This window comes from Acidovorax sp. HMWF018, assembly GCF_003061035.1.
In the GTDB taxonomy this organism is placed as follows: domain Bacteria; phylum Pseudomonadota; class Gammaproteobacteria; order Burkholderiales; family Burkholderiaceae_C; genus Acidovorax; species Acidovorax delafieldii.
Genome location: NZ_QAIM01000358.1, coordinates 4,686 through 29,271, shown reverse-complemented (window position 1 = coordinate 29,271; position 24,586 = coordinate 4,686). Strand labels below are relative to the sequence as shown.

The window sequence follows — 24,586 nt, the reverse complement described above, 5'->3', positions numbered from 1 at the left end:
CGCCGGCATTCGACGCTCGGCTATCTCAGTCCCGTACAGTTCGAGAAAGCTCAAGAAGCTTAGGTCGGTGTCAACGGAACCGGCAGCAGCCCAAGATTGACCAATCGTTTGTGCGTGGCATGTCCGTCTCCCGGGACTCAGCCGTCATTGTTAAATCAACTATAGACCTAGCCCATTCATTAGGGCGAAAGGTTGTGGCCGAAGGCGTGGAAACGCAGCAAGATTGGGAGAAGCTCGCTGCGCTCGGCTGCGATATTGCACAGGGCTATTTCGTGGCACGGCCAATGCCAGCAGAGAACTTTGCTGATTGGGCGCTTAAATTTGCCTTCGACAAGCCGGAAGCGGTGCTGCAATGAAGCACCCTATCTCGATCCCTATGCAGGCCGCTGGTTTCTTGGGGCTGTAGGCCTCATCTCGACGCTCAACCAGGCCGAATCCCTTGCAACAGATGCAAGTCTGCTGCACGTGATTTTGATGCGCTTTTTCTATGGGCGTGTGTTCATTGCGGATTGGCAAAGCCAGGAAGCTGTCTTCTTGCAGTCCTCGGCGGTTCGCTATCGATCGACTGCAAACAGCCTATAGCGGTCTCCCATCTTTCTCATCACCTTTGTAATCCGGAAAATGAAGACGCTTCAATTGCCGTGCTTGGAAAGCATGCAAATCGGGGCAGGACCTGTGGCCGATTCTGATTGTTAGATTGCGGAGATTATTTTGACGATCATCGCCCGTTGTGCACGGTCGCCAATGGTGGGTGTTGTGCCATGGGCTTGGCGGCGTTCAGTACTTTAGATCCACCCCCAGATCGCCCAGCTTTTTCGCAAAAGAGTCCCTGCGTTTTGCCGCCTTTGCCGCTGTTTCTGTGGCGGCTTGTATTGCCTTGGGGCCCTTATTCGCAGCCGCTTGGATCAGTCCGAACTTGTGGGCGGCATCTGCCTCGGCCCGCTTGAATGTGGCAATCAGTTCAGCATGCGTAATGGTTGGATTCACATCGGCTCCTTGTCGATTAGCGCCGTCACGCTTAAATTTGGACGTTGGTGCGAAGCAAGGCCGTTCTCAATTCGCGCGTGGCCGGTTTAGAAATATCCACCTTTTGCACCGCCAGATCGAACGAAGAGCCTGGCTTGATGCTGGTGGGCAGTATCTTTTTGGCTGGAAGCTTGGCAGGGTAGGTGCCTTTACCCGGACACATGCGAACGGAAAACCCGAATTCTTCGAGCAGGCCTTTTGCATACAGCTCCGCCAATTGGTGAAACGATACGAAGGTGGAGCGTTTTGCGTCTTTGAGTCCGGGCTGGCTGACGTCGCGGACGAGCTCGAATTTGCCCAGTGAATCGCGCTGTGTATCAGTAAAAGGATGCAGCAAGAAAGTCTGACGAACGCCATCCTTTTTAGACACCAAAGTGTGCTCGACGGCTATATCGGTTAGCAGCATATTTTTTTCTATTTCCGCGAGTTGTGGTTTGCACGGCCACATCAGCCGGCGTGCCACCCAAAGTCGCAGATTTTGTTTTCAACCCCAGTCACTGGGGTGCACGAAGCGGCCAAAAATCACCCGCGGGGCGAGGACTTTAACTGAAGGGCCACCCATGGCAGTTCCATAGTGCGCGGCAAACGGGACGGTTCGGGTCAAAAACTGCCTGCCAATGGTGGTCGAGTGAAAGTTCGAAATCAGCCTGAGGCCGTCCGTGGCGCTGCAGACCAACCCTATTGAATGAAAAGTGCTGCTAGTGCTTTGCAGATAACCGCCAACAGCTATCAATATCGAAGTGATCAACAGGGGATTGTTGGCGGCGCTGCCATCACTTCATTTCAAACCGCGCTGATTGCACTTTGCTCCCCAGTTTGATCAGGCACGCTCCTAGAAGCGTGCGCCGCCGTCCCTCAGCGTGTCCGCCGGTCTATAAGATGCTCTGGCCCCAGCGCTGCGCAGGTGGTGGTGCCCAGCATGGCCAAGTTGCGGTCCACCTCGGCGCGCAATAGATCAATGGCCGCTGTCACGCCCGCCTCGCCATCCACCGCAGCGGCGTAGTTGAAGGGCCGCCCTACAAACACCGCCTGCGCGCCCAGCGCCAGGGCCTTGATCACGTCGGTGCCCCGGCGGATGCCGCCGTCCAACATCACTGTCATGCCGCTGCCAGCCTGCTCGGCAATGGCGGGCAGCACGCGCAGCGGGGCCACGGCGCCATCGAGCTGGCGACCGCCGTGGTTGCTGACGATGATCCCGTCCACCCCGTGCTGGCGGGCGAGGGCGGCATCCTGCGGGCTGAGGATGCCCTTGACGACCAGCGGGCCGCGCCACTGGCGGCGGATGTGGGCGATGTGGCTCCAGTCAAAGTGGTCGCGCGCGGCAAAGTCGCGCTGCACGCGCGAGGACAGGATGGGCGCACCGCGCTCGGCAAACGAGTTTTCAAAATGCGGCATGCCGTGGTGTGCCAGCGTGCGCAGCAGTGTGCCTGCCAGCCAGCGTGGGCGCACCAAGCCGTCCCACGCCAGGCGAAGGCTGGGGCGCAGCGGGGTGGAGAAGCCCGCGCGTATGTTGTTCTCGCGGTTGCCCGCCACGGGGATGTCCACCGTCACTACCAGCGTCTGGACACCGGCCGCGATCACGCGCCACAGCAAGGCATCGATGCGTTCGGGGGTGCCGGGCAGGTAGGCCTGGAACCAAGTGCCGGGGGCGGCGGCCATCACTTCTTCCAGCCGGATGAGGGAGCTGCCGCTTTGCACGGCCGGGATGCCCGCCGCTGTCGCCGCACGGGCCAAAACGATGTCGCCCCGGTAGGCCGACAGCGCCGCTATGCCCATGGGCGCGATGCCGAAGGGGCTGGCATAGCGCTGGCCGAACAGGGTCACGCCCTGGTCGCGTTGGGCCACGTTGCGCAGCACGCGGGGGACGAGGGCGATCTCTCGGAACGCCTGGCGGTTGTCGTCCAGGGCCAGGTTGTCTTCCGCCGCCCCGGCGACGTAGCCAAAGATAGGGCGGGGTAGCACGCGGCGGGCAGCGGCTTCAAAGTCGTCGAGTGACAGCAGATGGGCCGTGCGGCCACTGCGATGCGTTCCGTTGAAGGCGCTCCAGGCATTGGTGGCGGGCTGTTGGGGCGCGGTGGAGGGGGTGGACATGGCGTGGTTCCAGGCAACGGTAAACGGAGGCTAGAAAGCAGTGTCCTGAAACCGCAATAATCAAGAAAGCGAATTTATTGCCAATGATTTGTTCGCTAAATTGAAAATATACTCACGACATGACCCTCAAGCAGCTCGAAGCCTTCTACTGGGCCGCCACCTGCAGCAGCTTTGCCATGGCGGCCGAGCGGGTGCACCTGTCGGTGTCCTCCCTGTCCAAGCGAATTGCCGAACTGGAGGCGTCGCTGGGCCAGGTGCTCTTTGACCGCGCCGGGCATCGCGCGGCGTTGACGGAGGCGGGCACGCGGCTGCTGCCTCTGGCGGGCGCGTTGCTGCAGCAGGCAGACCGTTTGCAGCAGGACATGGGTAGCACCACCGGCCTGCGCGGCCCCTGCCGCCTGGGGGTGGGCGAGCTGACGGCGATCACCTGGCTGCCGCGCCTGGTGGAAGCCCTGGCGGCGGCGCACCCGGCACTAGAGGTGTCGGTGCACGTGGATGTGGGTGCAGCCCTGGCAGAGCGGCTGGACAAGGGCGAGCTGGATGTGGCCGTGATCGCCGGCTCCGCCAGCCGCAGCGCGCTGACCTCGGTGCCGCTGGCGCATGCGCGCTTTGCCTGGTGCGCTGGCCCTGGCGTGGCGTACGGCCTGCGCCAGATGGATGCCGATGCGATGCAGTCGCAACCGCTGGTAACGCTGCCGCAAGGCTCGGGGGTGACCCACCTCATCGACGACTGGCTTCGGCAGGCCGATGCACGCCCCGCGCGCAGATTGGTGTGCAACCACTGGGGCGCCATCGTGGGCTTGCTGGCACAGGGCAGCGGCATTGGCCTGCTGCCCGAGGGCTGGGCGCAAGCCCTGCACGCCAGGGATGTGTTGCAGGTGTTGCAAAGTCCCGTGCCGCTGGGGTCGCTCGGCTATGCGTTGCACAGTCGGCGTGATGACCTGCGGCCGCTGGTGAGCATGCTGCACGAGCTGGCAGCGCAGCATGCGGATTTCACGGTGGCGAGTGGCGCGTTCTGACAGCTTGATGCGCGGATGGCGGCCCTAGAATCGCGCCGACTACAAGCCGCAGCAGCCGGCCCCCGGAACCTGTTCAAGCGCAACCCCATGCTTCAACCAACCTCATTTCCCGTCGTTCTGGTGCTGGCCTCGGGCCGAGGAGAGCGTTTTGCCGCATCCGGCGGTGCTGTGCACAAGCTGCGCGCGCCCCTGGGGGCAAAGACCGTGCTGGAACACACCCTCGATGCCGTGCGCGCCAGCGGCCTGCCCTGGCACCTGGAAGATGCAGGCCACCCCGGCATGGGGGATTCGATCGCCGCAGCCGTGCGCGCCACGGCCCAGGCACCCGGTTGGCTGGTGTTGCCGGGGGATTTGCCGCTGATCCGTCCCGACACCTTGCGCACCATCGCCGCCGCGCTGGCGGACCCGGACTGCGCCGTGGTCGTGCCGGTGTACCAGCGCGAGCGCGGTCACCCAGTTGGGTTTTCGGCCGCATGCTTGTCCAGCCTGTTGGCGCTGACCGGCGAGCAGGGCGCCGCCAGCGTGGTGCGCGCGCAGGCGCAGCAGGGCAGGGTACGGCAGGTGGAGGTGGATGACGAAGGCACGGTGACCGACATAGACACCGTGCAAGACCTGGAGCGCGGCGCGCAGTTGCTGGCGGCGCGCGGGTAGCAGCGGCGAAGGCCGCTTCCGCTTTATTTGGAAGCAATCACCGCGCAAGCCAGGCGCGGGCCTGCGTTGCCGGTGGGTTGGGTCTTGTAGTCGTCGGGGTCGCGGTGAACGATCAGGCCCTTGCCGACGATGTCGGTGGTGGGGCCGCCCACGCTGATGGACCGCGACACAAAGCTGAATGCGGCGACGCCGTATTTGTCGGCCTTGAGGCTGGGCAGATCACCGGTGTGGTGTTCTCCCGCGCCGTGGGATCCGTGCGGTTTGGCCGTGGGGTTGAAATGTCCGCCGGTGCTCATGCCGTCGCCGCTCGAGCAGTCGCCCTTTTCATGCACATGAAAGCCGTGTTCTGCGTCAGGTTTGAGTCCACGAATTTCACCCGACACCTGCACACCATCGCCGGTCTGTACAAACGTCACCGTACCAGTGGCTGTGTTGCCCCGGGTGGGCTCCAGCTTGGCGGTAGCGCGGTTGCCAGACAGGTGGGAGGCACAGCCCGCCAGCGCCACAACAGCCAGGGAAGACAGGGCAAAAGCAAAACGAATCTTCATGACTCAAACTCCTCGGTGCGAATGAATGAACGCGGGATTGAACCCGATACAAAGGCGCAGTCTCGCAAGCCACCACGCGAGAGTCCAGAAAAATCTGCACTATGCCTCTTTTTGGGCCAACGCGATTAACCGAGCCAAAGCCCTGTCGTGAATGCCGTGCTTGCGCAACTCGTCATAGGTGGCCTGGGCGTAGTCGCGGGTGGTGCCGTAGCGTCCACAGGCCTGCTCGAAAATGCGGCAGTATTCGTGGTCTGGCAGCTCGCCCGTGTGGTTGGGACTTTTGCGCGACAGGGTAAAGGCCAGCGCCCGCACCGGGCCATGGGGCGTGTGGCACACAAGCCAGCGCGGGTCGTAGACAGCGGTGACCATCTCGCGTTGCCACAGGTTGATCATCACCTGCCGCGCGTGCACCTTGTCCACGCGGAACACCATGCCCCGGCAGCTTCCGCCCGACAGCATGCCGAACACCAGCCCCGGGCACTCGGGCGTGCCGCGGTTGATACGGCTCCACATCTTGAGCGCCCGGTGCCAGCCGTGGACCTTGGCCGGGCGGCGCTCGGCGTAGTCAAAATCCGGCCGCCAGATGAGCGACCCATAGCCAAAAATCCACAGGTCCTGATGGCCACCCCATTCCTGGAGGGCACGCTCCAGCATCGGCGCCGGGTCTCGCAGTGGGGCAGGCAGATTCGTCATGCCTTCACTCTACAATCGAAAGCTTTGCTGCAAGCGGCCGGGGCCTTGTTTTCGCAACGCCTGCATTGGCCGTCCAACCACTTTATTCATCACTACAGGGATCTTCCATGTCCAGCTCTGACGACGATAGCCAACAACGTTTTGCCCTCGGTTTTCTGTTTGCACTGATTGCGTTGGTGATCTCCGTGGTGGTGGGCACCGTGGTGGTCAAGCGTCTGGGCGCCAAGGCACCGGTCCGGCCTGCCGCCGTTGCGGCCAGCAACACGCCCGCAGCACCCGCCGTAGCCGTGGAAGAAGATATTGCCAGCGTGCGCGTGGAAAACGGCGTGGTGAAGTTCTACTTTGCCACCGCCAAGGCCGAACTGGCCGCGGGTGCCAACGAAGCCCTGGCTGACGTGGTCAAGGGGGTGGCAGAGGGCAAGAAGGCCGTCATTTCCGGCTTCCACGATGCCACGGGCGACGCTGCACTGAATGCAGAACTGGCCAAGCAGCGCGCAGTGGCCGTGGCCGAAGCGCTCAAGGCCCTGGGCGTGGCCGAAGACAAGGTGGAGCTGAAGAAGCCAGAAGAAACCACCGCGACCGGCAGCAACGCCGAAGCCCGCCGCGTGGAAGTGACGCTGGGTGCCCTGTAAGCGCCGCCTGCTTCTCCAACAAAAAACCCGGCGCTGCCGGGTTTTTTTGGGCCAAATGGCCGCATGCGCTAGTGGAATATGCGCTAGCAGCTATCTATTTGATAGCAAATATTACCGCAGACCTTGGCCGCCTGCGCCTTCGGCGCGCTGGATCAACTCGATCTTGTAGCCATCGGGGTCGGTCACAAACGCGATCACCGTGGTGCCGCCCTTGACCGGACCTGCTTCGCGCGTCACGTTGCCGCCCGAGGCCTTGATCTTTTCGCACGCGGCATACGCATCGGGCACGCCCAGCGCGATGTGGCCGTAGGCCGTGCCCATGTCGTAGCTTTCCACGCCCCAGTTGTAGGTCAACTCGATCTCGGCCTGGCCGGGGTTGCCGCCCTCGAAGCCCAGAAAGGCCAGCGAGTATTTGTACTCGGGGTTCTCGGACTGGCGCAGCAGTTGCATACCCAGCACCTGGGTGTAGAAATCAATCGAGCGTTGAAGGTTGCCAACGCGCAGCATCGTGTGGAGGAATTTCATCCCTTCGATTGTGCAGGCAGATCGAAAACCAGGCAGGTGGTGGTGGCGTGGGCATACAGCGTGCCGTCCGGCCCCACCAGGCGCGCCTCGGCCGTGGCCAGCTGGCGCCCGCTGTGGATCACCCGGCCCTCGGCGCGCACGCGCTGTACCTTGGGCGTGATGGCCTTGACCAGGTTGATGCCCAGCTCGGCCGTGGTGTAGCCGCGCCCAGGTTCCATGCGCGTGTGGATGGAGCAGCCCAGGGCGGAGTCGAGCAAGGTGGCAAACCAGCCGCCATGCACCGTGCCCATGGGGTTCAGGTGCTCTGCGCGGGGTGTGCCCTGGAAGATGGCCGTACCTTCGCCCACTTCGACGATCAGGAAGTCCAGCGTCTTGGCAATGGCCGCGTAGGGCAGCTCACCGCGCAGCATGGCCTGCATCTGCTGCAGGCCGTTCAGGTGGGCGATCTGCTCGCGGCGGGCCACGCCCGGGCCGGGGCCTGCATCCAGCGTGGCCAGGATGTCGCGCTCCTGTGCCAGCCAGTCTTCAAGGTGGTTGTGCTGTGTCATGGGGTGTCCTGGTTTGTAGCGGGGTTGAAATGCATGAGTTGCATATGCAATTATTGCAGATACAATAAAATCCATGCAAGCCAACCCATCCACCCTGGCCCCTGTGCTGCCGCAGGGCTGCACCAACTTCAAGCTGCGCCAGCTGATGCGCCGCGTGGCCAACCACTACGACGCCGAAATGGCGAAATGTGGACTCAAGACCACGCAGTATTCGCTGCTGTCGCATGTGCTCAAGCTGGGCCCGATTCGCCCCGGTGATCTGGCCACGGAGATGAAGATGGATGCGTCCACGCTGACCCGCAATCTGCGCCCGTTGGTGGATGCGGGTTGGGTGACGCTGAGGGCGGGTACGGACGCACGCAGCCGCCTGGTGCACATCACCGACGCAGGCCGCGACAAGCGCGCGGAAGCGCAACGCCACTGGAAGGCCGCACAACTGGCGCTGAACGAGGCACTGGGCGTGGAACGCGTGATGGCCTTGCACGCGTTGGTGGACGACTCGCTCGATTTGCTGGCTGCACTGCCAGTGCAGGAGACTGCGCATGACGAATAACCACACCCCGCAGGCGACGGCAACCAAGCCCGCCGCACCGCTGGCCCTGTGGCTGGTGCTGCTGGCGGCCGCAGGCGCCTTTGCGCTGACCATGGGCACGCGCCAGACCATGGGCCTGTTCCTGTCCGCACTCAACACCTCCACGGGCCTGGGCATCGGCAGCATCAGCCTAGCGTTTGCGTTTGGCCAACTGTGGTGGGGGCTGACCCAGCCGTTTGCCGGGGCTGCGGCCGACCGCATCGGCACGGGTCGTGTGATCCTGATCGGTGTGGCGCTGGTGGCGCTGGGCACCTTCATCACACCGTACATGACCACCACGGCCGGGTTGATTTTTGCGATTGGCGTGTTGGCCGCAGGCGGCGCAGGCATGGCTGGGCCGTCTGTGCTGATGGCGGCCACTGCCCGGCTGGTGCCTGTGCAAAAGCGCGGGCTGGCCAGCGGCATCGTCAACGCGGGCGGCTCGTTCGGGCAGTTTTTGATGGCGCCCATCGCCATCAGCCTGACCGCCGCCGTGGGCTGGGCCAGTGCGATGCAGTGGCTGGGCGTGCTGGTGCTGCTGGCGCTGCCGGCGGTGTGGGTGCTCAAGGGCAACTCCAACGCCCTGGCGGCACAGGCTGCAGCGGTATCCGGCCAGAAAGCATTGACCGCGCGCGAGGCCATTGCCCAGGCCCTGGCTACGCCCAGCTACCGGTATCTGGCGGCAGGCTTTCTGGTGTGCGGCTTTCACGTGGCGTTTCTGGCCACGCACTTGCCCGGCGTGATTGCAGCGTGCGGGTTGGCGCCCGAAGTAGGGGGCTGGTCGCTGGCGGTGATCGGGCTGTTCAACATTGTGGGCAGCCTGGCCATGGGCTGGGCGGTAGGGCGCTGGCGCATGAAGTCGCTGCTGTCGCTGCTGTACGCCACGCGAGGTCTTGCGGTACTGATTTTCCTGTTTGCTCCCAAGACGCCGGCCGTGGTGCTGGTCTTTGCCGCCGTCATGGGCATCACCTTCCTGTCCACCGTACCACCCACGGCCGGACTGGTCGCCAAGATGTTTGGCACGGCCAACATGGCAATGCTGTTCGGCATCGTGATGCTGTCGCACCAGATTGGCGGATTTCTGGGTGCCTACCTGGGCGGCAGCGTGTTCCAGGCCACCGGCAGCTACGACTGGGTCTGGTACATCGACATCGTGCTGGCCGTGGGCGCAGCGCTGGTCAACCTGCCGATCCGAGAAGCGCGCGTGGCGCGCGCCGCCGCTACGGCGGCCTGACCAACCACCTTCTCTCCACGAAAGCCATCGACATGACGCAGACCCCCGCCAGCAAGGTTTCGACAGCCCCCACGTCCCCGATGTACCTGGACGACCTGTCTGTCGGCGACCAGTTCCAAAGCGGCGAACACGCTATGGACGAAGCGCAGATCACCACCTTTGCCGAGCAGTTCGACCCGCAGCCCTTTCACCTGGACGACGCTGCTGCGCGCGAGACGCTGTTTGGCGGTCTGGCCGCCAGCGGCTGGCACACGGCGGCCGTGACCATGCGTCTGCAAGTGACCAGTGGGCTGCCGATTGCGGGCGGCATCATCGGTGCTGGGGGCGAGCTGAGCTGGCCTCGGCCCACACGCGCCACCGATGTGCTGCATGTGGTGAGCGAGGTGGTGCAGATCCAGCCCTCCAAGTCCAAGCCCGACCGGGGCTTGGTCACGGTGCGCAGCGAGACCCGCAACCAGCACGGCGATGTGCTGCAGCTGTCTACCGTGCGCATCGTGGTGCCACGCCGGCTTGCAGCCGGTGGGGCAGGGGCCTGATGTGACCGAGGCCCTGAACCCGCGCACCCGCATGCTGCTGGAGGCGCCCATTGCGCCCACCTTGCTGCGGCTGGCTGCGCCCAACGTACTGGTGATGCTGGCGCAGGCGGGCGTCGGGCTGATCGAGACCTATTTTGTCGGCCAGCTGGGCACCGATGCACTGGCCGGCATGGCGCTGGTGTTTCCGGTCGTCATGCTGATGCAGATGACCTCGGCGGGCGCCATGGGCGGCGGCATTGCCTCGGCCATTGCACGCGCCCTGGGCGCGCGGCGGCGGGACGATGCCGACGCGCTGGTGCTGCATGCGCTGGCCATTGCGGCGGTGTTTTCGCTGGTCTTTACCGTGGGCGTGGTGGGAGGAGGGCGCTGGCTCTACTCCCGCATGGGCGGCACGGGCGGCGCGCTAAATGCGGCACTGGTCTATTCCAACTGGGTGTTTGCGGGCGCATTTCTGGTCTGGGTGTTCAACACGCTGTCGGCAGTGATCCGGGGCACAGGCAACATGGCTGTGCCAGCCTACGTCACGGTGCTGGGCGCGTTTGTACTGGTGCCGCTGTCGCCACTGTTCATCTTTGGCTGGGGCCCCATGCCGGGCCTGGGCATTGCCGGTGGCGCCATTGCGCTGATGACGTATTACCTGATCGGCAGCGCAGTGCTGGCCGCATACCTGTGGTCGCCGCGCAGCCTGCTGCGGCCGTCGCTGGCGCACATCCGGTTTCGTTGGGTGCTGTTCAAAGACATCCTGCGGGTGGGTCTGGTGGGCACGGTGTCTACCGTCGCCACCAATCTGGCGATTGGCGTCACGACCGCATTGGTGGGTGGTTTTGGCACAGCGGCCATCGCGGGCTACGGCACCGCATCGCGGCTGGAATACCTGCTGGTTCCGCTGGTCTTTGGCCTGGGCGCGCCGCTGGTGGCCATGGTCGGCACATGCATCGGCGCTGGCCAGCGCGAGCGCGCCTTGCGCGCCACCTGGATTGGCGCGGCCATGGCGTTTGTGATGGCCGAGGCGATTGGCCTGTGGGCGGCAGCCTTTCCCAACGCGTGGCTGTCCCTGTTCAACAGCGACCCCGCCATGCTGGAAGCGGGTGCGCTGTATCTGCGCACCGTCGGCCCCGTGTACGGCTTCTTCGGCCTGGGCCTGGTGCTGTACTTTGCCTCGCAAGGGGCAGGGCGCCTGCTCTGGCCGGTGATCGGCAACATCGTGCGCCTGGCGGTGGCCGTCACCGGCGGCTGGCTGGCGCTGCGGTGGGGCGGTGGACTGGCCGCCGTGTTTGCAGCGCAGGGGGGGGCGCTGGTGCTTTACGGCTTGGTCAACGCCTGGGCGATTGCTGGCGGCGCCTGGTTCGGTCCGGTGGGCTGGCCGCGCAGTACCACCCGGCTGCTGCAGCGCATGCCACAGGTCTGAAAGTGATGAAAATAGCTGCTAGCGCTAGTGAATCATGCGCTGGCAGCTATCAAAAAAGGAGCCTCCAGAAGTGCGTCAAACCGGCACGGTGTAGTTGAGCGTCATGCGCCCGCCGTCCACAGTCACGATTTCGCCGGTCACATAGCTGGCCGCATCGCTGGCCAGCCAGGCCACCACATCGGCAATCTCGGACGGCTCGCCCAGCCGCTTCATGGGCGTGCGGCTCATGATCTTGTTCTTGGCCTCATCGCTGGTCAGCACGGCCTTGGCGGCCAGCTCGGTGGCGATGGTGCCCGGCGCCACCGCGTTCACGCGGATGTTCTTGTCGGCCAATGCCAGCGCCATCACCCGCGTGAGCTGGTTCACGCCGCCTTTGCTCACGTTGTAGCTGGAGATATTGGGAATGGTCAGCACACCGTTGACCGAGCTCATATTGACGATGGAGCCGCCACCATGGCCACTTTGTTGAGCGACCATGGCCCGCGCCACCGCCTGGCCGACCAGGAACGAGCCCTTGAGGTTGACCCGCAGCACCGCGTCAAAGTCGGCCTCGGTTACCTCCAGAAAGTCTGCCGCGCGAAAGATGCCCGCGTTGTTCACCAAAACGTCGATGCGCCCATGGGCCGCCAGGGTCTGGGCCACCAGTGCATCCACTTGCGATTTATCGCCCACATCGCAGCGCACATACAGCGCGCCCAGCTCCTGTGCCAGCGCCTGGCCACGCGCATCGTCCACATCGACGATCACCGGCTTGGCGCCTTCGGCAGCAAAGCGGCGGACGCAGGCCTCGCCAATGCCTTGGGCGCCACCCGTGACGATGCAGACGCGGCCCTGATGACCGAAGTGGATGGACGATGTAGAAGGTGCTTGGGTGGGAAGGTTCATGGGCGGTGATGGTAGCGGCTTGAACAGGATGCAGGGCCGACGGCGCATTGGCGCTTCGTTGGGATGACATCACTAGCACTAGATACGATGTATATTATGTTAACTATCAAATACACACTCTGTGCGGTGTCGAACAGACACTCCACGACCCCCAACCGCACCATGCGTCGGCCTTGGGGGCACCTGCTGTGGCGGCGTTCTCCCAAGTCTTCCTTCCGAAAAGTCCGTCTGGACTGGTTCCAACGCCTCCCACCAAAACGCGAGCGCCGCTGCGTTGAAAGAACCCATGACCACTTACCTTGCGTGTTTAGGCACCCGCCCTGAGATCATCAAGATGGCACCGTTGCATCGCGAGCTAAAGCTGCGTGGCCACCGCGTGGTGGTGCTCCACACCGGGCAGCACGCCGAGGTGGCCGAGGTGCTTTACCGATTTTTTGACATGGGGCCAGACCTGCGCTTGGCACTGGAGCGGCGCACACCGAGGTTGGGCGACCTCACGGCGCTGTTGCTGGAGGGAGTGGACAGGCTGGTGAACGAGACCCAGCCCGATGTGGTGCTGGTGCAGGGCGACACGACGTCTGCGCTGGTCGGAGCGCTGAGCGGCTACTACAACGACAAGCCGGTCGCCCACATCGAGGCGGGTTTGCGCACAGGCACACGCGAGCCGTTTCCGGAGGAAAAAAACCGGGAGCTGATTGCACGGCTCGCCCACTGGCACTTCGCACCGACGGCGCGGACCCGGGACAACCTTTTGCGCGAAGGCATCGCAGACGCCTGTATCTCCGTCGTCGGCAATACGGTGATTGACGCGGCGCGCTGGACGCAGGAGCGCCTGCAGACCAATGCATCGTCCGCGCCTTCTGTCTTGTCGTCCGGTTTGTCTTCAGTGGTACCAGCCATGGTCGCAGAGTTTCTAGATCAGCAAATTAACCAGCGGCTTCTGTTGGTGACCGCCCACCGCCGAGAGAACTGGGGCGACCCCATACGCAATATCGCCACTGCCATCGGGCAGTTGCTGGCGGCCCATGGCGATCTGGTTGTGGTCTGGCCGCTTCACCCCAACCCAGCCGTCAGTCAGGCGGTGAGGCCGGTGATCGACGCATTGCCGGACGACCTGCGCCAACGGGTGTGTCTGACCGAACCCATGGACTACCCTGCCCTCATCAGCCTGCTGCAACGCTGTTACTTCACGCTGACGGACTCGGGCGGCATTCAGGAAGAAGCCTCTGCGCTGAGGCGGCCAGTGCTGATTGCGCGCGACAGCACCGAGCGGCAGGAGCTGGTGGAAGCTGGTGGTGCGGTACTGGTTGGCACAGACATCCGCCGCATGGTGACTGAGGCGGCACGCCTGCTGCGCGACGATGGGGCGTACCGCAGCATGCAGCTGGAAAGCAGCCCGTTTGGCGATGGCCACACCGCGCAGCACATTGCAGACCGGCTCTGCACGGTGGACTGACAGCGCTTGCGGCCCCACCGCCATCCAGGATGGTGCGGGGACGACGGCCGGTCAGGCGGTAGCTGTATCCAGCGCCGCGGGTGCGGTCAGCAGTTGGCTGACCTCTTTGGCAAACCGGCTGGCCATCCGCTGCGCCCTGAGTGCAGTACGGCACTCCACCAGCACCCGCACAACAGGCTCGGTGCCCGAGGCACGCAGCAGCACCCGCCCATCGTCGCCCAGCAACTTTTCGGCCCGCAGCTGGAAGTGGGGCATCCAGGTGTTGTCGGCCATCCTCGCACCACGGGTCACGGGCACATTGACCAGGCACTGAGCGTTCATGCGCAGATCGCTGCACAGCTGCGACAAGCTGCGCTGCGAGCGCTTCATGGCTGCCACCACCCGCAAGGCTGACATCACGCCGTCGCCGGTGCTGTGCCAGTCCAGCCCGATCAGGTGGCCCGAGCCCTCGCCGCCCAAGCGCCAACCCCGCTGCTTGAGCAGCTCCAGCACATGCCTGTCACCCACGGCAGACCTTGCAAAGTCCAGCCCACGGCGCAGCAGCGCTTGCTCCAGCCCCTGGTTGCTCATCACCGTGCCTACCACCCCACCCTGCAAGCCATCGTTGGTCTGGGCATCCACGGCCAGCACGTACAGCAGCTCGTCACCCGCATAGATGCGGCCCTCGCTGTCCACCATCACCAACCGGTCTCCATCGCCGTCCAGCGCCACGCCGACATCTGCCTGGTGAGCCAGCACGGCCTCGCTCAGGTGCTTGGGCGACGTGGCGCCCACGTTGTCGTTGATGTTCTGCCCATCAGGCGTGGCGCCCACCGCAACCACCTCCGCGCCCAACTGTCGGAACACCTCGGGGGCGATGCGGTGGCAGGCGCCATGGGCGGCGTCGATGACGATCTTCATACCCTGCAGGTGCAAACCTGCCGGCACTGCCTGCCTGCAAAACTGGATGTATAGATCGGAGGCCTCCGGCAGCAGGGACACGCGGCCCAACCGAGACGATGGCAAACAGACCATGGGCTGATCCATGGAGCGTTCGATCTCGGCCTCCATGCCGTCGGGCAGCTTGTCACCTGTGGCCGAAAAGAACTTCACCCCGTTGTCCTCACAAGGGTTGTGCGATGCACTCACCACCACACCCGCCTGGTAGCCGCGCAAGCGCGTCAGGTAGGCCACGCCGGGTGTGGGCAACTCGCCGCACATCACCGTGTCCACACCGGCCGCAGAAAACCCCGCCTGCAAGGCCGCCTCAAACATGGGGGCCGACCCGCGCGTGTCGGTGCCCACTGCCACCACAGGTCGCGGGTTCAGTCCCGTGTGCTGACGGCCGAGCAGCTGGCCGCAGGCGTGCGCCAGCCGCATGATGGTCTGGGGGGTCATGGGCTCCATACCCACTGGGGCGCGCACGCCGTCGGTTCCGAACATTTTTTGCGTAGTCATGGGTAGTCCTGTTGAATGAGATTCGCCAGATAACCCGCAACCCCAGGCCAAGGCGAACACCGACGGTGGGGCCTTGGACCGAGACGGTCTGTGCGCTATCGAACCCGCCGCCCTATGTACGGTATCGAACAGACAGCTCTGTGCCTACACGCTGACCATGGCTTTCCATGCCACGGATCACCCATTGATACCAGACTCTCTAGCTCCCAAGTGCCTTCATTTGTCACAGACCCACTCTGGCCTGAAGCGCTGGATAGGCAACGCTCTGGCGTGCTTCGTTCTTGCAGCACCACTTTGTACTTCGGCGGCTGTGCTCGATCTGGAGGGGTATGCCGATACCTCGGGCGCCATCTCGGTGCAGCACCAGGGCGACACGGTAGATCCCTACTTTGCCTTGCAGGCACTGCTGCTGGCTCACAGCCATGGGCTGGATATTTCCACGCCTGCCAAGGCCTGGGGCGCCTGGCTGGTACAGCGGCAAAAGCCTGACGCGACCTTTGACCGTTTTTGCCGCAACGGCCCTGTGTGGGCCCCATGTAAAACCGCCGATGCCGACGACTCTGTACTCGGCCTGTGGCTGGCGTTCATGGACAGCACGCCTGCCTCACAACGCAGCCAGGCCAGTTGGGTGCGCAGCCGCACGGCTACCAGTGCGGCGCTGGCCAAGTTGGTAGACCCCAACCAGGGCATTTACCTGGTCTCACCGGTGTACCAACATGGGCTGCTCATGGACAACCTGGAGCTGTGGGCCTACCCGCTCACCCACAAGGCGGCACAAAACGCGCGCCACCCCAACTTCACCAAAACTCTGGCGACCGTGTTCTGGGACGATCAGCGCAAGCGCTACCTGGTTTCCACCCAGCCCGGACAGCGTGAGACCGCACATGCCTTCTACCCCGACGCCGTGGCGCAGATCTTTCCGCTGTTGGTGCGTTTTCCGCTGATCCCTGGTGGGGCGCCCGCGCATTACCGCCGCTGGATGGCTGAGCACCGCAGCGAATGGCTGGCCCAGGTGAAGGACGACTTTGCCTGGGGTCTGGTGGCTGTGGTGGCACTGCAGCAAGGCGACATCCCCTCTGCCCGCTGTTGGCTTCGTACCGCCCTGCCCCATCGGCACGGCGCCCACTGGACGGTGACGGACGAAGTCGCCGCGCAAATCCTGCAGTCCAAGGCCATCACTGCCGCCGTGGACACAACTAACTGCACCAGTCCTCGTCACACCCCCGCACGGTCACCATGAACACCCACTACATCCACCGCCCTGCCCCGTCCCTTGTTCTGGCACTGGGGTTGCTGGCCAATGCCTTACCCGCAGCCCGTGCGCAAGACGTTGCAGACCTGCCGGCCCCGGTCCGGGGCATTGAGGCCTACACCAGCCGCCACACCCTCACCAACGGGTATGGCAACTGGCATGAAGCTGGCGTGCGCGGCCAATGGGGTGTGAACAACCAGCTGCTCGGCATGGAAATCGCCACCATGCGGCGGTTTGGAGAGTCGGGCCGGTTCATCGGGCTGTCCGACACCATGACCTGGAACGAAGACTGGTTCTCCATGCTATCGGTGGGCGCAGGCGATGGTGCTGCTTACCTGCCGCGCTACCGTGTGGACGGGTTCATCAACCGCAAGTTGCTGCCCACACGCCAATGGGTGGCCACCCTGGGGGCAGGTTACTACCGAGCGCCAGACGGCCACATCGACCGCAACATCAGCCTCGGGTCCACTTACTATTTCGATCTACCGTGGGTGGTACAGGCAGAAATACGCTTCAACAACAGCTCCCCCGGTGGCGTGCGTACCCATCAGCAGTTTGTGGCGGCCACCTGGGGGCGCGCGCACCACACGCAGATCATTGCCCGCCACGGCTGGGGGGCCGAGGGCTACCAGGCCATTGGCAATGGGGTATCTCTGGTCAACTTTGACAGTCGCCAGTCACAGCTCACACTGCGGCAGTGGCTGGGCCCACAGTGGGGCATTACTGCGGGCTTAGAGCGCTACCGCAACCCCTACTATTCTCGCAACGGCGCCAAGCTGTCGCTGTTTTGGGAACTGCCCTAGGTTGTCCGAGCCTGCAGCGTCTAAGCGACAGCGCCTGACATGACCCGTTCATAGGTCTCCAGATCCTGGTCAAAGCACCCACAGCTTTGCGCCAGCAATGCCTCCCGGTCCAGCACAAGGATATGCCCGCGCGTGTACTGGATTACACCGCTCTCTTGCAGCTTGCCGGCCGCCAGCGTCACACCAGCCCGGCGTACCCCCAGCAGGTGCGCCAGCGTCTCGTGCGTCATCTGAATGTCGGGGGTGCGCAGCCGCGTTTCGCTCATCAGCAGAAACCGCGCCAGACGCTGCTCCAGCGAATGAAAGTGCCCGCAGGCCACCATCGTGCCCATTTGCGATAGCTCGACATACAGATAGCGGGTGGTCAGCAGGCTCAGCGTCCGGTTGGCCAAACAATGGCTGCGCCAGGCATCCAGCTGGATTCGCCATGCCTGGCCTGCCCCCGAAACCACCGCATCAAAGGCCGAGGCCGTCACCCCCAGCCCTGCGCTGGCACCCAACATGCCCTCAAAGCCGATCTGTCCGGCCTCAAAGTGCCGCGCGTCCTCCAGGTTGGAGAGCAAAGAGATCATGCTGTTGGTGGGAAAGTACACATGGCTGAGTCGTTCACCCGCTCGCCCCAATACTTGCTGGCTTTCCAGTTCGACCCACTCGGCAACGGACAGCAGGCGCGACCGCTCTGTAGGCCGCAAAAGGGCCAGCAGTCGGTTCGCGAGGGATTGGTCGATGTGTGGCTTCTTGACAGCAGGACGGGATCGTTTTGAATTCTCGGAGGAGACGCCGTCTCTGTCTGTCTGCTGGCGTACATGGAGCTTACGCAAGCCAGCCCTCATGCCGCCGTGCTCCCGCCCAACACGGCTTTGGTGCGCAGATAGAAACCCAATTCATTGATGGTGACCAGGCTGCGGTTGGCCGCAAAGGTTTTTTCCATGGCCGCCAGTTGTGTACGCGCGTGGCTGCCCTGCCCTCGAAGCGCGGCAACGTACCCGAGGATGGCCCACGGGAAAGGGTCATAGCGCCCGGTTTCCCAGCCTGGTGAGCGCGTGTTGAGGAAGTTCCACCCTGCTGCAAACAGCCCGGTCAGCTCGCGCAATCCAAAGGCCTGCGGGTACACCTGACAAGTGGTGCCAGGATAAAACTCTGCGCTGGGTGCCAGCGCGGCGTCGCTGGCCAAAAGTGACTGCTCTGGGACCTTGTAGAGCTGGCGCGCAATGCCTTCTGCGGTATTGGTCGCCAGCAGGTCATAGTAGTTGGCTTCAGACAGTTCGCTGCGCGACCGCAGCACCGCCGCAAAGTCGCGCAGACCTCGGTAACCTTCGCAGTTGTCCATGAGGTAGCCGCTGGCGTTGGTCTGGCTGCGCGGCGCCTGAAACACTGCAGTCAGCCCCGAAGGCTTGGCAGTCAATGCCAGGTTGCGGTAAGCGATATTTTTGAGGGCCGCTTTGCGCGCCTCCCACCAGGCCCAATTGCCACTGGCCGCCACATAGCGCGACGCCAGGGACAGAAAGGTGGATGCATAGGCGTCGTCCGAGTCAGCCAGCACCTTCTTGACCACCGAGGTATTGGCCCGGCCATAGGGGAACTCAATATCCGAAATGGTGCTGGTGGCAGGATCGGTGCTGGCCAGGTACAGATTCAGATACGGGAGGACGTATGTTTCCAGATCCGGCGCACTGAGCATGGGCACCAAGGGCAACAATCCCAGGTTGGCGAAGTACCAGTTCAGGCGTCCATTGGGCGCCAGCTCGTAGCCACCGGCATAGGGACCCGACAGGATGCGCAACGCCTTGATCTCCGCTACAGCATCGATGGGCGCGCGAGCTTCTGACGCCCAGCTGGCCGAACACAAAAGCAACCCAGCCCCCAAGGCTGGCACCTTTTCTAGCAATGAACGACGCCGCATGTGCACGATCTCCGAACGCAAGCCCGGACACCGCTTTCAACATCTGGAGAGCAACAGCGCAAAAAGAAGCGCACTGCCAGGAAGGCCGACACCCCCGGGTGAAGGGTGGCGTACTTATTTTGCAGAAGATGCCTTCGATTTCTTCACTGCGTACGCAGGCGTACAGACAGGTGAACCTGGCAGCGCCGCAGACGGTACGGCTGAACAGACCCGACAGGGGAATGAGCGCCCTAATGTGTAGCGGACAAGGGGGCCGTGCTGGCCGCCCATGCATACAGAGCCACAAACACCATCATGTCGAAAAGCGCCCCGAAACACAGGTACAGCACGGGCATGAATACCACCGACAAGTGCTGCAGAACCAGCAGGTGCACCATGGCTTGCTGCGGCACCATGACCCCAAAGAACAACAGGATAAGCAAGGTATGCACGACCTTGGCCTGCCAGCTGATTTGCAGCGGGTAGTAGCCGAGCGCCATCAGCACCGGTATGGCCAGAATGAGCAGATAGCCAGCATCCAGCAGGTCCATGACATGGTTCAGCACCAAGTGCGGGAACGGCATCGGCGCAAACCAGAAGTACAGCAGCGCCAGCGCCTGCACCACGCACAGCACCCGCACCAGATACTGCGCGGGAAGCCATCGCCCTCGCAGGCGCAGTGCCAGCCCCCAGGCCACCACAGTCAGCACGGCAGCCAGGGCAGCACCAGTGGTGATGGACAGCCCCAGGTCACCCGCGCCTGGCAACCAGCTCATCCCCAACAGGTCCTGGCGTGATGACACTGCCGCTGGCTGCAGCGGCATATGCAGCCACCGCGCCCAGGTGAGCAGGTAGCTGCGCCAAAAACCGTACAGAGGCTCCCGCAAAGCGTAGATCAAAGACAACCACACCACCGGCAGCCCCACCATTTGCAAAAGCAGCCATGGGTTGAGCCGGATGCGGCTGAGAGCGCGGTGGGGCAACTGGTGCCTGTGGGTTTGTTGGGCCTGCGCCAACAGGCCGCGCGCAGCATTGAAAGCCAACTCGCGGTCTTGGCGGCTGTGGGGAGTAACGGTGGGATGTGGCAAGGGGAAGCCCTCTGTGGCGGTTCAGCGGATGGAACAATGCGAGGGTGCAGGCCACCGACCAGCCATGCAATGCGGGTGCGCCGCGTTCACGCCGACCACACAATGCCCAGTTGGCGGGCCCACACGGTGCCATGCGCCCGGGCGCCCGCCTCCGCCATGATGGTTTCTGCGCTGACGGTGGTGAGGGCCTGCGGCGAGCCCACCTGTACCCCAGCGCCGAGCAGGATGCCCGATTCGGACACCACGGGTCCGGCCACCTGGGCATGGTCCAGGAGCTGGATCTGCTTTTCACTGCATAGCGAGTCCTGCACCCGCGCGTGGTCGCCCATGACGATGCCGCCACGGGCTTTCACGTCGCCTTCAATCACGGTGCCAGCCCCAATGAGCAAACGCCCCGTGACCACCAGCGAGCCGTGATACCGGTGCATGCGTGGCAGCTTACAGTCGCCGCGCACGAGCGTCACATGCTCGCTCTGGCGAAGAGCACCCTCCAACCGATCAAAGCTGGCCTCGATCAAAGGTGCATGCTCGCGTTCAGGTTGCAGGGCCGCATCACCACCAAAGCGGATGTGTGGCGCTTGGATCCGCTCAAAACAGCAGTCGGCCTCCAGCTCCACGGCGGTCGATGAAGACAGGCGCCGCAGCCCCGAACAGCCCCGGGCCAGATGCAGGGACGCGTCGGCATGTGCCCACTGCCCCACATCGCTACCCGCACCCAGCCGGATACGGCCCTGCGCCAGCAGGCCCACAAAGCGGCTGCGGGCCGGTGCTTCGAAGTCACCATGCACGAACAGCGGTGCAGCACATTGGATCGCTGTCTGCGGCTTGACCGAGCCTAGGCAAACCAGGGGTCGCAGCATGCCGGCCCAGTTCACGCCCTCCAGTGACACCGGCGCAAAATCAAACTCGTTGGCATAAGGACCCGGCACTTGCGCCTGGTGGGCCTGCACCAGCGCGCGGAACCGGTCAGCGAAATGATCGATGTCGGTGGTGTAGTGCGGCAACACCTGCAATGCCTCGGTGTCGGTGGGGTGCCGCCACTCGCGCCAGGTGGGACCAAAGGCAATCACCATCAATCCCGAGCTGATCAATACAAAGGCCAGGTAGAACAAGGCGGTGTTCATTGTTCGACGCTCGGTTGCCGGTAGCGCACGGTCTTGTCCCACACCATGTCGCGGCGCAGCAGCTTGTCCATCAACTGCCCCCACACCGATGAAGATATGGCAAACAGGCTGATCACGAAGCCCAGCAGGCTGAGCGGCAGCAGCCGCAACCGCCTGCGTTTGCCGTCCAGCAGCACCGCTACGGCGATCTCAAAAAACGCGGCGAAGTTACCCAGCGTGCCATAGGCCATGAGCGCAAACAAGGAGATCAGCCCCGTCAGCATGTCCCCGGCATTGAAAAAATACAGGCCCAGCGCCAGCAGCCAACCCACCAGCAGCAACGGCGGCAGCACAAAAACACACAAAAGCAGCAGCCCGTCCAGGCGTTCTCGCCAGCTCAAGTAGGGACTGAATGCAAAGCGCAAGCCATAGCGCACCATCACTTGGTTGTGCCCCTTGGCCCAGCGCTTGATCTGCTTGATGCGCACCTGCCAGTCCTGAGGCACCTCCTCATAGCACTCGGACCTATTGGTGTAGACAGTCTTCCAGCCGTTGAGCAAAAGCCGATAGGTAATGTCCGTGTCTTCGGCCAGCGTATCGTCGTGCCAGCCGCCCACCGCGGCCACAGCAGAGCAGCGCACGCCCCCCACGGTGCCGCCGTACTGGGGCACCAGGCGAAGGTTCATACGAGCCTGCTGGTCCACCTGGTAGCCGCCGCTTCGCTCCAAATCCAGCATGCGTGTGAGCAGGTTCACCCCCGTGTTGACCGGCACCACGCGGCCCATCACTGCCCCCACCTCGGGGTCGAAAAATGGCGCTACCAACTGCTTGAGCAGCCCACGGCCGGGCACATAGTCGGCATCGAAGATGATCACAATGTCGCCCTGCGCGTGCTGCAGGGCATCCTTGAGCGCTGCCGCCTTGCCTGGCTTGCCCTTGGTACGGTGAAACGGCACGATTCGCCCTGGGTAACGGCCTACCCAGTCATCGATGATCGCGCGCGTGCCATCGGTAGACCGGTCGTTGACCGGCACCACCTTCAGCCGGTCGAGCGGGTAATTGGTGTCCAGCAGGGCCTGCAAGCATCCGGCGATCACCTGTTCTTCGTTGTGGGCAGCGATGAACACCGTGATCAGGGGCCAGTCTGCCTGATCGATGTCCAGGTACGGGTGGCGCTGGTGCCCTAGCAGGCGGTTCAGTGTGAGCACTCCATGCCGGGTGGCATACACCATCATCACCACGATGATCATGGCCAGCAGCGCCGCCATGGTGGACAGCACCGCATATGCCACAGGGCCAGGCACCCACCGCTGACTGAGCGCTTCGATGGATTCAAGAGGCTGCGTCATCGGGGCCGCCCACGTACTGGCGCTGCCCAACAGGGTGGCAAATGCCGTCGCAAACCACAGCCACCGCGCCGGGGGAACATGGGGTGCAGCGCTGCGCTCGGCATCAACAAGCCGCCGGCTGTCTCGATTCAAGTGCATAGAACGCCTTTTGTTCCGACCACTGCTGGACCCTGTGCACAGGACGTGGAGCGGCGGCGTCTTGCGACCCCGTTACGTCACACCCTGCAGGGATGTGAGACGGAATGTAAGCAGCAGGCGGGGCACGGTCTGTTCGATGGCGAACACAGGCAAAGTCCAAGCGCAAAAGGGCCGTGGATGGGGCTCAATGCACCCGTGCCGTCAGTCGCCGTCCACCCACTGCACGCTATCGGGCCAGCGATGGCGATGGGTTGGGCGAGACAGTCGCCTCGCGGTTTGCAAATTGGAACGCTGCATGGGTGCTCAGAAACACCCTGCCCTCCAAACGCAGCCCCAGCGGCGTGGTCTGCAGGCGGTCCAGCACAGGCCCTTTGACCTCTGCCAGTAGCAATGCCATGCCGCGCTGGGCCAGGCTGCGCTCTAGGTCGGTGAGCACACCCAAGGCTGTGGTGTCGATCTGGTTGATGGCCGAGCACACCAACAGCACATAGTGCGTGTCAGGCTGTGCCGCCACCAGAGACTCCACCTTATCGAGCAACGCGTCCGAATTGGCGAAATACAGGCTTTCGTCGACCCGCACGGCAATCAGGCCGGGTTCGATAGTGACTGCATGGCGGGCGACGTTGCGGAAATGCTCCGTGCCTGGCACGCGCCCCACGACCGCAATGTGCGGATGGCTGCTGCGCCACACCAAAGTGCCCAGCGACAACGCCACCCCCATCAGGATGCCGACTTCCACGCCCAAAGCGATCACGCCCCCTGCGGTGGCCAGCAGGGCCATGGCATCCGCCTTGTCGTAATGCCAAGCCTCGCGCAGTGTCTCTACGTCAATCAGGGACACCACCGCCACGATGATGGTGGCCGCCAGCACGGCATGGGGCAGATAGTGAAACAGCCCGGTCAGCGCGGCAATCACCACACCCATCAGCACGGCAGAAATGACACCTGCCAGGGGCGTGTTGGCGCCCGCCGCAAAATTGACGACCGAGCGCGCAAAGCCGCCCGTGACGGGGAAACCGCCCGACAGCGCACTGGCGACATTGGCCGCTCCCAAGCCCAGCAGCTCCCGGTTGGGCTGAATGCGCTGCTGCCGCTTGAGCGCCAGCGATTGCGCTACCGACACACTTTCCACAAAGCCCACCAGCGAGATCAGCAGCGCAGGCAGCCACAGCGAGCCCACAGACGACATAGATACCGCCGGCAGCCCAAGCTGTGGCAGGCCCTGGGGCACCGTGCCGACAATGCTGACCCCTGCCGTCTGGTCCCAGCGCATGGCGGCCACCAAGGCGGTGGACACCATCACCGCCAGCATCGGCGCCAGTTTGGATGCGACGTCTGCCAACCGAGGGCTGGCTCCCAGGCGGAACAGCCAAGGGGACAAGGACTTGCGCGCCAGCACTAGAAACAACACGCTGCCCGCACCAATGCCCAGCGTGACCAAGTTGGTTGCGGGCGCTGCGTGCGCGAGCTGCACCAAGGTGTCAAACACGTCGGTACCGCCGGCCCTTACCCCCAGCAGGTGCTTGACCTGCCCCACGGCGATGAGCACTGCCGAGCCGGAGATAAACCCGCTGATGACCGGATGGCTCAGAAAATGCGCCAGGAAGCCCAGCCGCAATGCGCCAAATAGCAGCAACATGCCTCCTGACAGGAGTGACAGCAGCATGGCCAGCGCCACGTAATCGGGCGAGCCAGCCGCCGCTAGCGGCTG

The 24,586-nt window shown here is 63.7% G+C and carries 26 protein-coding genes; 11 read left to right on the top strand and 15 right to left on the bottom strand.

Annotation, left to right across the window (positions count from 1 at the left end; translation table 11 throughout):
* Positions 1-356 (top strand): EAL domain-containing protein (locus DBR23_RS13795; protein ID WP_146191340.1); only part of this gene is annotated, 356 nt, incomplete at its 5' end.
* A gap of 421 nt (positions 357-777) precedes the next feature.
* Here DBR23_RS13795 and DBR23_RS13790 read toward each other — a convergent pair.
* The 3 genes from DBR23_RS13790 to DBR23_RS13780 all read right to left on the bottom strand — a co-directional run bounded on the left by DBR23_RS13790 (position 778) and on the right by DBR23_RS13780 (position 3,117).
* Positions 778-987, bottom strand: a complete 210-nt coding sequence (locus DBR23_RS13790; protein ID WP_108498632.1) for a hypothetical protein — start codon at positions 985-987, stop codon at positions 778-780.
* 31 nt (positions 988-1,018) lie between these two features.
* Complete coding sequence (locus DBR23_RS13785) at positions 1,019-1,432, bottom strand: hypothetical protein (RefSeq protein WP_108498631.1); 414 nt, start codon at positions 1,430-1,432, stop codon at positions 1,019-1,021.
* 449 nt (positions 1,433-1,881) lie between these two features.
* Positions 1,882-3,117, bottom strand: a complete 1,236-nt coding sequence (locus DBR23_RS13780; protein WP_108498630.1) for an alpha-hydroxy acid oxidase — start codon at positions 3,115-3,117, stop codon at positions 1,882-1,884.
* A gap of 119 nt (positions 3,118-3,236) precedes the next feature.
* Between DBR23_RS13780 and DBR23_RS13775 the strand changes: the two genes are divergently transcribed.
* Both DBR23_RS13775 and DBR23_RS13770 read left to right on the top strand, forming a co-directional pair.
* Positions 3,237-4,136, top strand: a complete 900-nt coding sequence (locus tag DBR23_RS13775; RefSeq protein ID WP_108498629.1) for a LysR family transcriptional regulator — start codon at positions 3,237-3,239, stop codon at positions 4,134-4,136.
* Positions 4,137-4,223: 87 nt separating this feature from the next.
* Positions 4,224-4,787, top strand: a complete 564-nt coding sequence (locus DBR23_RS13770) for an NTP transferase domain-containing protein (protein ID WP_108498636.1) — start codon at positions 4,224-4,226, stop codon at positions 4,785-4,787.
* Positions 4,788-4,810: 23 nt separating this feature from the next.
* Here the strand turns inward: DBR23_RS13770 and DBR23_RS13765 are convergent, their stop codons facing one another.
* Together DBR23_RS13765 and DBR23_RS13760 are read right to left on the bottom strand one after the other, a co-directional pair.
* The gene (locus tag DBR23_RS13765) at positions 4,811-5,335 is read right to left on the bottom strand and encodes a superoxide dismutase family protein (RefSeq protein WP_056062780.1); all 525 of its coding nucleotides are present in this window, start codon (positions 5,333-5,335) and stop codon (positions 4,811-4,813) included.
* 99 nt (positions 5,336-5,434) lie between these two features.
* Entirely contained in the window at positions 5,435-6,028 is a 594-nt protein-coding gene (locus DBR23_RS13760) for a gamma-glutamylcyclotransferase (RefSeq protein WP_099730270.1), read from the bottom strand.
* Positions 6,029-6,135: 107 nt separating this feature from the next.
* On the opposite strand from DBR23_RS13760, the gene DBR23_RS13755 reads away from it, so the two are divergent.
* Positions 6,136-6,660 carry an OmpA family protein gene (locus DBR23_RS13755; protein ID WP_108498628.1) on the top strand — a complete coding sequence of 175 codons (525 nt, stop codon included), beginning with the start codon at positions 6,136-6,138 and terminating at the stop codon, positions 6,658-6,660.
* A gap of 111 nt (positions 6,661-6,771) precedes the next feature.
* Here the strand turns inward: DBR23_RS13755 and gloA are convergent, their stop codons facing one another.
* Positions 6,772-7,185 carry a lactoylglutathione lyase gene (gloA, locus tag DBR23_RS13750; protein WP_056062770.1) on the bottom strand — a complete coding sequence of 138 codons (414 nt, stop codon included), beginning with the start codon at positions 7,183-7,185 and terminating at the stop codon, positions 6,772-6,774.
* The gene (locus DBR23_RS13745) at positions 7,182-7,733 is read right to left on the bottom strand and encodes a PaaI family thioesterase (RefSeq protein ID WP_056062768.1); all 552 of its coding nucleotides are present in this window, start codon (positions 7,731-7,733) and stop codon (positions 7,182-7,184) included. The genes gloA and DBR23_RS13745 overlap by 4 nt, the downstream gene beginning before the upstream one ends.
* A gap of 73 nt (positions 7,734-7,806) precedes the next feature.
* Here DBR23_RS13745 and DBR23_RS13740 point away from each other — a divergent pair, with 73 nt between their 5' ends.
* Genes DBR23_RS13740 through DBR23_RS13725 form a run of 4 tightly spaced genes read left to right on the top strand, consistent with a single transcriptional unit; the run spans position 7,807 to position 11,482 of the window.
* Positions 7,807-8,286, top strand: a complete 480-nt coding sequence (locus tag DBR23_RS13740; protein WP_099730267.1) for a MarR family winged helix-turn-helix transcriptional regulator — start codon at positions 7,807-7,809, stop codon at positions 8,284-8,286.
* Positions 8,276-9,538 carry an MFS transporter gene (locus tag DBR23_RS13735; protein WP_108498627.1) on the top strand — a complete coding sequence of 421 codons (1,263 nt, stop codon included), beginning with the start codon at positions 8,276-8,278 and terminating at the stop codon, positions 9,536-9,538. Before DBR23_RS13740 ends, DBR23_RS13735 begins: the two co-directional genes overlap by 11 nt.
* Before the next feature lie 32 nt (positions 9,539-9,570).
* Complete coding sequence (locus tag DBR23_RS13730; protein ID WP_108498626.1) at positions 9,571-10,074, top strand: MaoC family dehydratase; 504 nt, start codon at positions 9,571-9,573, stop codon at positions 10,072-10,074.
* Between the two features lie 31 nt (positions 10,075-10,105).
* Complete coding sequence (locus tag DBR23_RS13725) at positions 10,106-11,482, top strand: MATE family efflux transporter (protein ID WP_199227705.1); 1,377 nt, start codon at positions 10,106-10,108, stop codon at positions 11,480-11,482.
* A gap of 75 nt (positions 11,483-11,557) precedes the next feature.
* Here the strand turns inward: DBR23_RS13725 and DBR23_RS13720 are convergent, their stop codons facing one another.
* Positions 11,558-12,367, bottom strand: a complete 810-nt coding sequence (locus DBR23_RS13720) for an SDR family NAD(P)-dependent oxidoreductase (protein ID WP_108498625.1) — start codon at positions 12,365-12,367, stop codon at positions 11,558-11,560.
* A gap of 286 nt (positions 12,368-12,653) precedes the next feature.
* Between DBR23_RS13720 and wecB the strand changes: the two genes are divergently transcribed.
* The gene (gene wecB, locus DBR23_RS13715; protein ID WP_108498624.1) at positions 12,654-13,823 is read left to right on the top strand and encodes a non-hydrolyzing UDP-N-acetylglucosamine 2-epimerase; all 1,170 of its coding nucleotides are present in this window, start codon (positions 12,654-12,656) and stop codon (positions 13,821-13,823) included.
* Between the two features lie 51 nt (positions 13,824-13,874).
* Here wecB and glmM read toward each other — a convergent pair whose 3' ends face one another.
* Positions 13,875-15,260 carry a phosphoglucosamine mutase gene (glmM, locus tag DBR23_RS13710; protein WP_233250454.1) on the bottom strand — a complete coding sequence of 462 codons (1,386 nt, stop codon included), beginning with the start codon at positions 15,258-15,260 and terminating at the stop codon, positions 13,875-13,877.
* A 310-nt stretch (positions 15,261-15,570) separates the two neighbouring features.
* Between glmM and DBR23_RS13705 the strand changes: the two genes are divergently transcribed.
* Together DBR23_RS13705 and DBR23_RS13700 are read left to right on the top strand one after the other, a co-directional pair.
* Positions 15,571-16,500, top strand: a complete 930-nt coding sequence (locus DBR23_RS13705; protein ID WP_108498622.1) for a hypothetical protein — start codon at positions 15,571-15,573, stop codon at positions 16,498-16,500.
* Entirely contained in the window at positions 16,497-17,315 is an 819-nt protein-coding gene (locus DBR23_RS13700; RefSeq protein ID WP_108498621.1) for a YaiO family outer membrane beta-barrel protein, read from the top strand. The genes DBR23_RS13705 and DBR23_RS13700 overlap by 4 nt, the downstream gene beginning before the upstream one ends.
* A gap of 20 nt (positions 17,316-17,335) precedes the next feature.
* On the opposite strand, the gene DBR23_RS13695 is transcribed toward DBR23_RS13700, so the two are convergent.
* From DBR23_RS13695 to DBR23_RS13670, 6 genes are all read right to left on the bottom strand, one after another.
* The gene (locus DBR23_RS13695) at positions 17,336-18,148 is read right to left on the bottom strand and encodes a Crp/Fnr family transcriptional regulator (protein ID WP_233250453.1); all 813 of its coding nucleotides are present in this window, start codon (positions 18,146-18,148) and stop codon (positions 17,336-17,338) included.
* Entirely contained in the window at positions 18,145-19,218 is a 1,074-nt protein-coding gene (locus DBR23_RS13690; RefSeq protein ID WP_233250452.1) for a hypothetical protein, read from the bottom strand. Before DBR23_RS13690 ends, DBR23_RS13695 begins: the two co-directional genes overlap by 4 nt.
* Before the next feature lie 230 nt (positions 19,219-19,448).
* On the bottom strand, positions 19,449-19,973 hold the full coding sequence (locus DBR23_RS13685) for a hypothetical protein (protein WP_146191339.1): 525 nt from the start codon (positions 19,971-19,973) through the stop codon (positions 19,449-19,451).
* A gap of 398 nt (positions 19,974-20,371) precedes the next feature.
* On the bottom strand, positions 20,372-21,409 hold the full coding sequence (locus DBR23_RS13680; protein ID WP_108498619.1) for a polymer-forming cytoskeletal protein: 1,038 nt from the start codon (positions 21,407-21,409) through the stop codon (positions 20,372-20,374).
* Positions 21,406-22,656, bottom strand: a complete 1,251-nt coding sequence (locus tag DBR23_RS13675; protein WP_056745184.1) for a glycosyltransferase — start codon at positions 22,654-22,656, stop codon at positions 21,406-21,408. The genes DBR23_RS13680 and DBR23_RS13675 overlap by 4 nt, the downstream gene beginning before the upstream one ends.
* Positions 22,657-23,101: 445 nt before the next feature.
* A partial coding sequence (locus DBR23_RS13670; protein WP_233250451.1) for a SulP family inorganic anion transporter occupies positions 23,102-24,586 on the bottom strand: 1,485 nt, incomplete at its 5' end.

Coding starts and splice junctions, on each gene's coding strand:
- DBR23_RS13730 (WP_108498626.1), top strand. CDS start 9,571: ATGACGCAGACCCCCGCCAGCAAGGTTTCGACAGCCCCCACGTCCCCG.
- DBR23_RS13690 (WP_233250452.1), bottom strand. CDS start 19,218: ATGCGGCGTCGTTCATTGCTAGAAAAGGTGCCAGCCTTGGGGGCTGGG.
- DBR23_RS13735 (WP_108498627.1), top strand. CDS start 8,276: ATGACGAATAACCACACCCCGCAGGCGACGGCAACCAAGCCCGCCGCA.
- wecB (WP_108498624.1), top strand. CDS start 12,654: ATGACCACTTACCTTGCGTGTTTAGGCACCCGCCCTGAGATCATCAAG.
- DBR23_RS13680 (WP_108498619.1), bottom strand. CDS start 21,409: ATGAACACCGCCTTGTTCTACCTGGCCTTTGTATTGATCAGCTCGGGA.
- DBR23_RS13770 (WP_108498636.1), top strand. CDS start 4,224: ATGCTTCAACCAACCTCATTTCCCGTCGTTCTGGTGCTGGCCTCGGGC.
- DBR23_RS13700 (WP_108498621.1), top strand. CDS start 16,497: ATGAACACCCACTACATCCACCGCCCTGCCCCGTCCCTTGTTCTGGCA.
- gloA (WP_056062770.1), bottom strand. CDS start 7,185: ATGAAATTCCTCCACACGATGCTGCGCGTTGGCAACCTTCAACGCTCG.
- DBR23_RS13740 (WP_099730267.1), top strand. CDS start 7,807: ATGCAAGCCAACCCATCCACCCTGGCCCCTGTGCTGCCGCAGGGCTGC.
- DBR23_RS13785 (WP_108498631.1), bottom strand. CDS start 1,432: ATGCTGCTAACCGATATAGCCGTCGAGCACACTTTGGTGTCTAAAAAG.
- DBR23_RS13755 (WP_108498628.1), top strand. CDS start 6,136: ATGTCCAGCTCTGACGACGATAGCCAACAACGTTTTGCCCTCGGTTTT.
- DBR23_RS13685 (WP_146191339.1), bottom strand. CDS start 19,973: ATGAGCTGGTTGCCAGGCGCGGGTGACCTGGGGCTGTCCATCACCACT.
- DBR23_RS13675 (WP_056745184.1), bottom strand. CDS start 22,656: ATGGCGGCGCTGCTGGCCATGATCATCGTGGTGATGATGGTGTATGCC.
- DBR23_RS13745 (WP_056062768.1), bottom strand. CDS start 7,733: ATGACACAGCACAACCACCTTGAAGACTGGCTGGCACAGGAGCGCGAC.
- DBR23_RS13775 (WP_108498629.1), top strand. CDS start 3,237: ATGACCCTCAAGCAGCTCGAAGCCTTCTACTGGGCCGCCACCTGCAGC.
- glmM (WP_233250454.1), bottom strand. CDS start 15,260: ATGACTACGCAAAAAATGTTCGGAACCGACGGCGTGCGCGCCCCAGTG.
- DBR23_RS13765 (WP_056062780.1), bottom strand. CDS start 5,335: ATGAAGATTCGTTTTGCTTTTGCCCTGTCTTCCCTGGCTGTTGTGGCG.
- DBR23_RS13720 (WP_108498625.1), bottom strand. CDS start 12,367: ATGAACCTTCCCACCCAAGCACCTTCTACATCGTCCATCCACTTCGGT.
- DBR23_RS13695 (WP_233250453.1), bottom strand. CDS start 18,148: ATGAGGGCTGGCTTGCGTAAGCTCCATGTACGCCAGCAGACAGACAGA.
- DBR23_RS13725 (WP_199227705.1), top strand. CDS start 10,106: ATGCTGCTGGAGGCGCCCATTGCGCCCACCTTGCTGCGGCTGGCTGCG.
- DBR23_RS13780 (WP_108498630.1), bottom strand. CDS start 3,117: ATGTCCACCCCCTCCACCGCGCCCCAACAGCCCGCCACCAATGCCTGG.
- DBR23_RS13760 (WP_099730270.1), bottom strand. CDS start 6,028: ATGACGAATCTGCCTGCCCCACTGCGAGACCCGGCGCCGATGCTGGAG.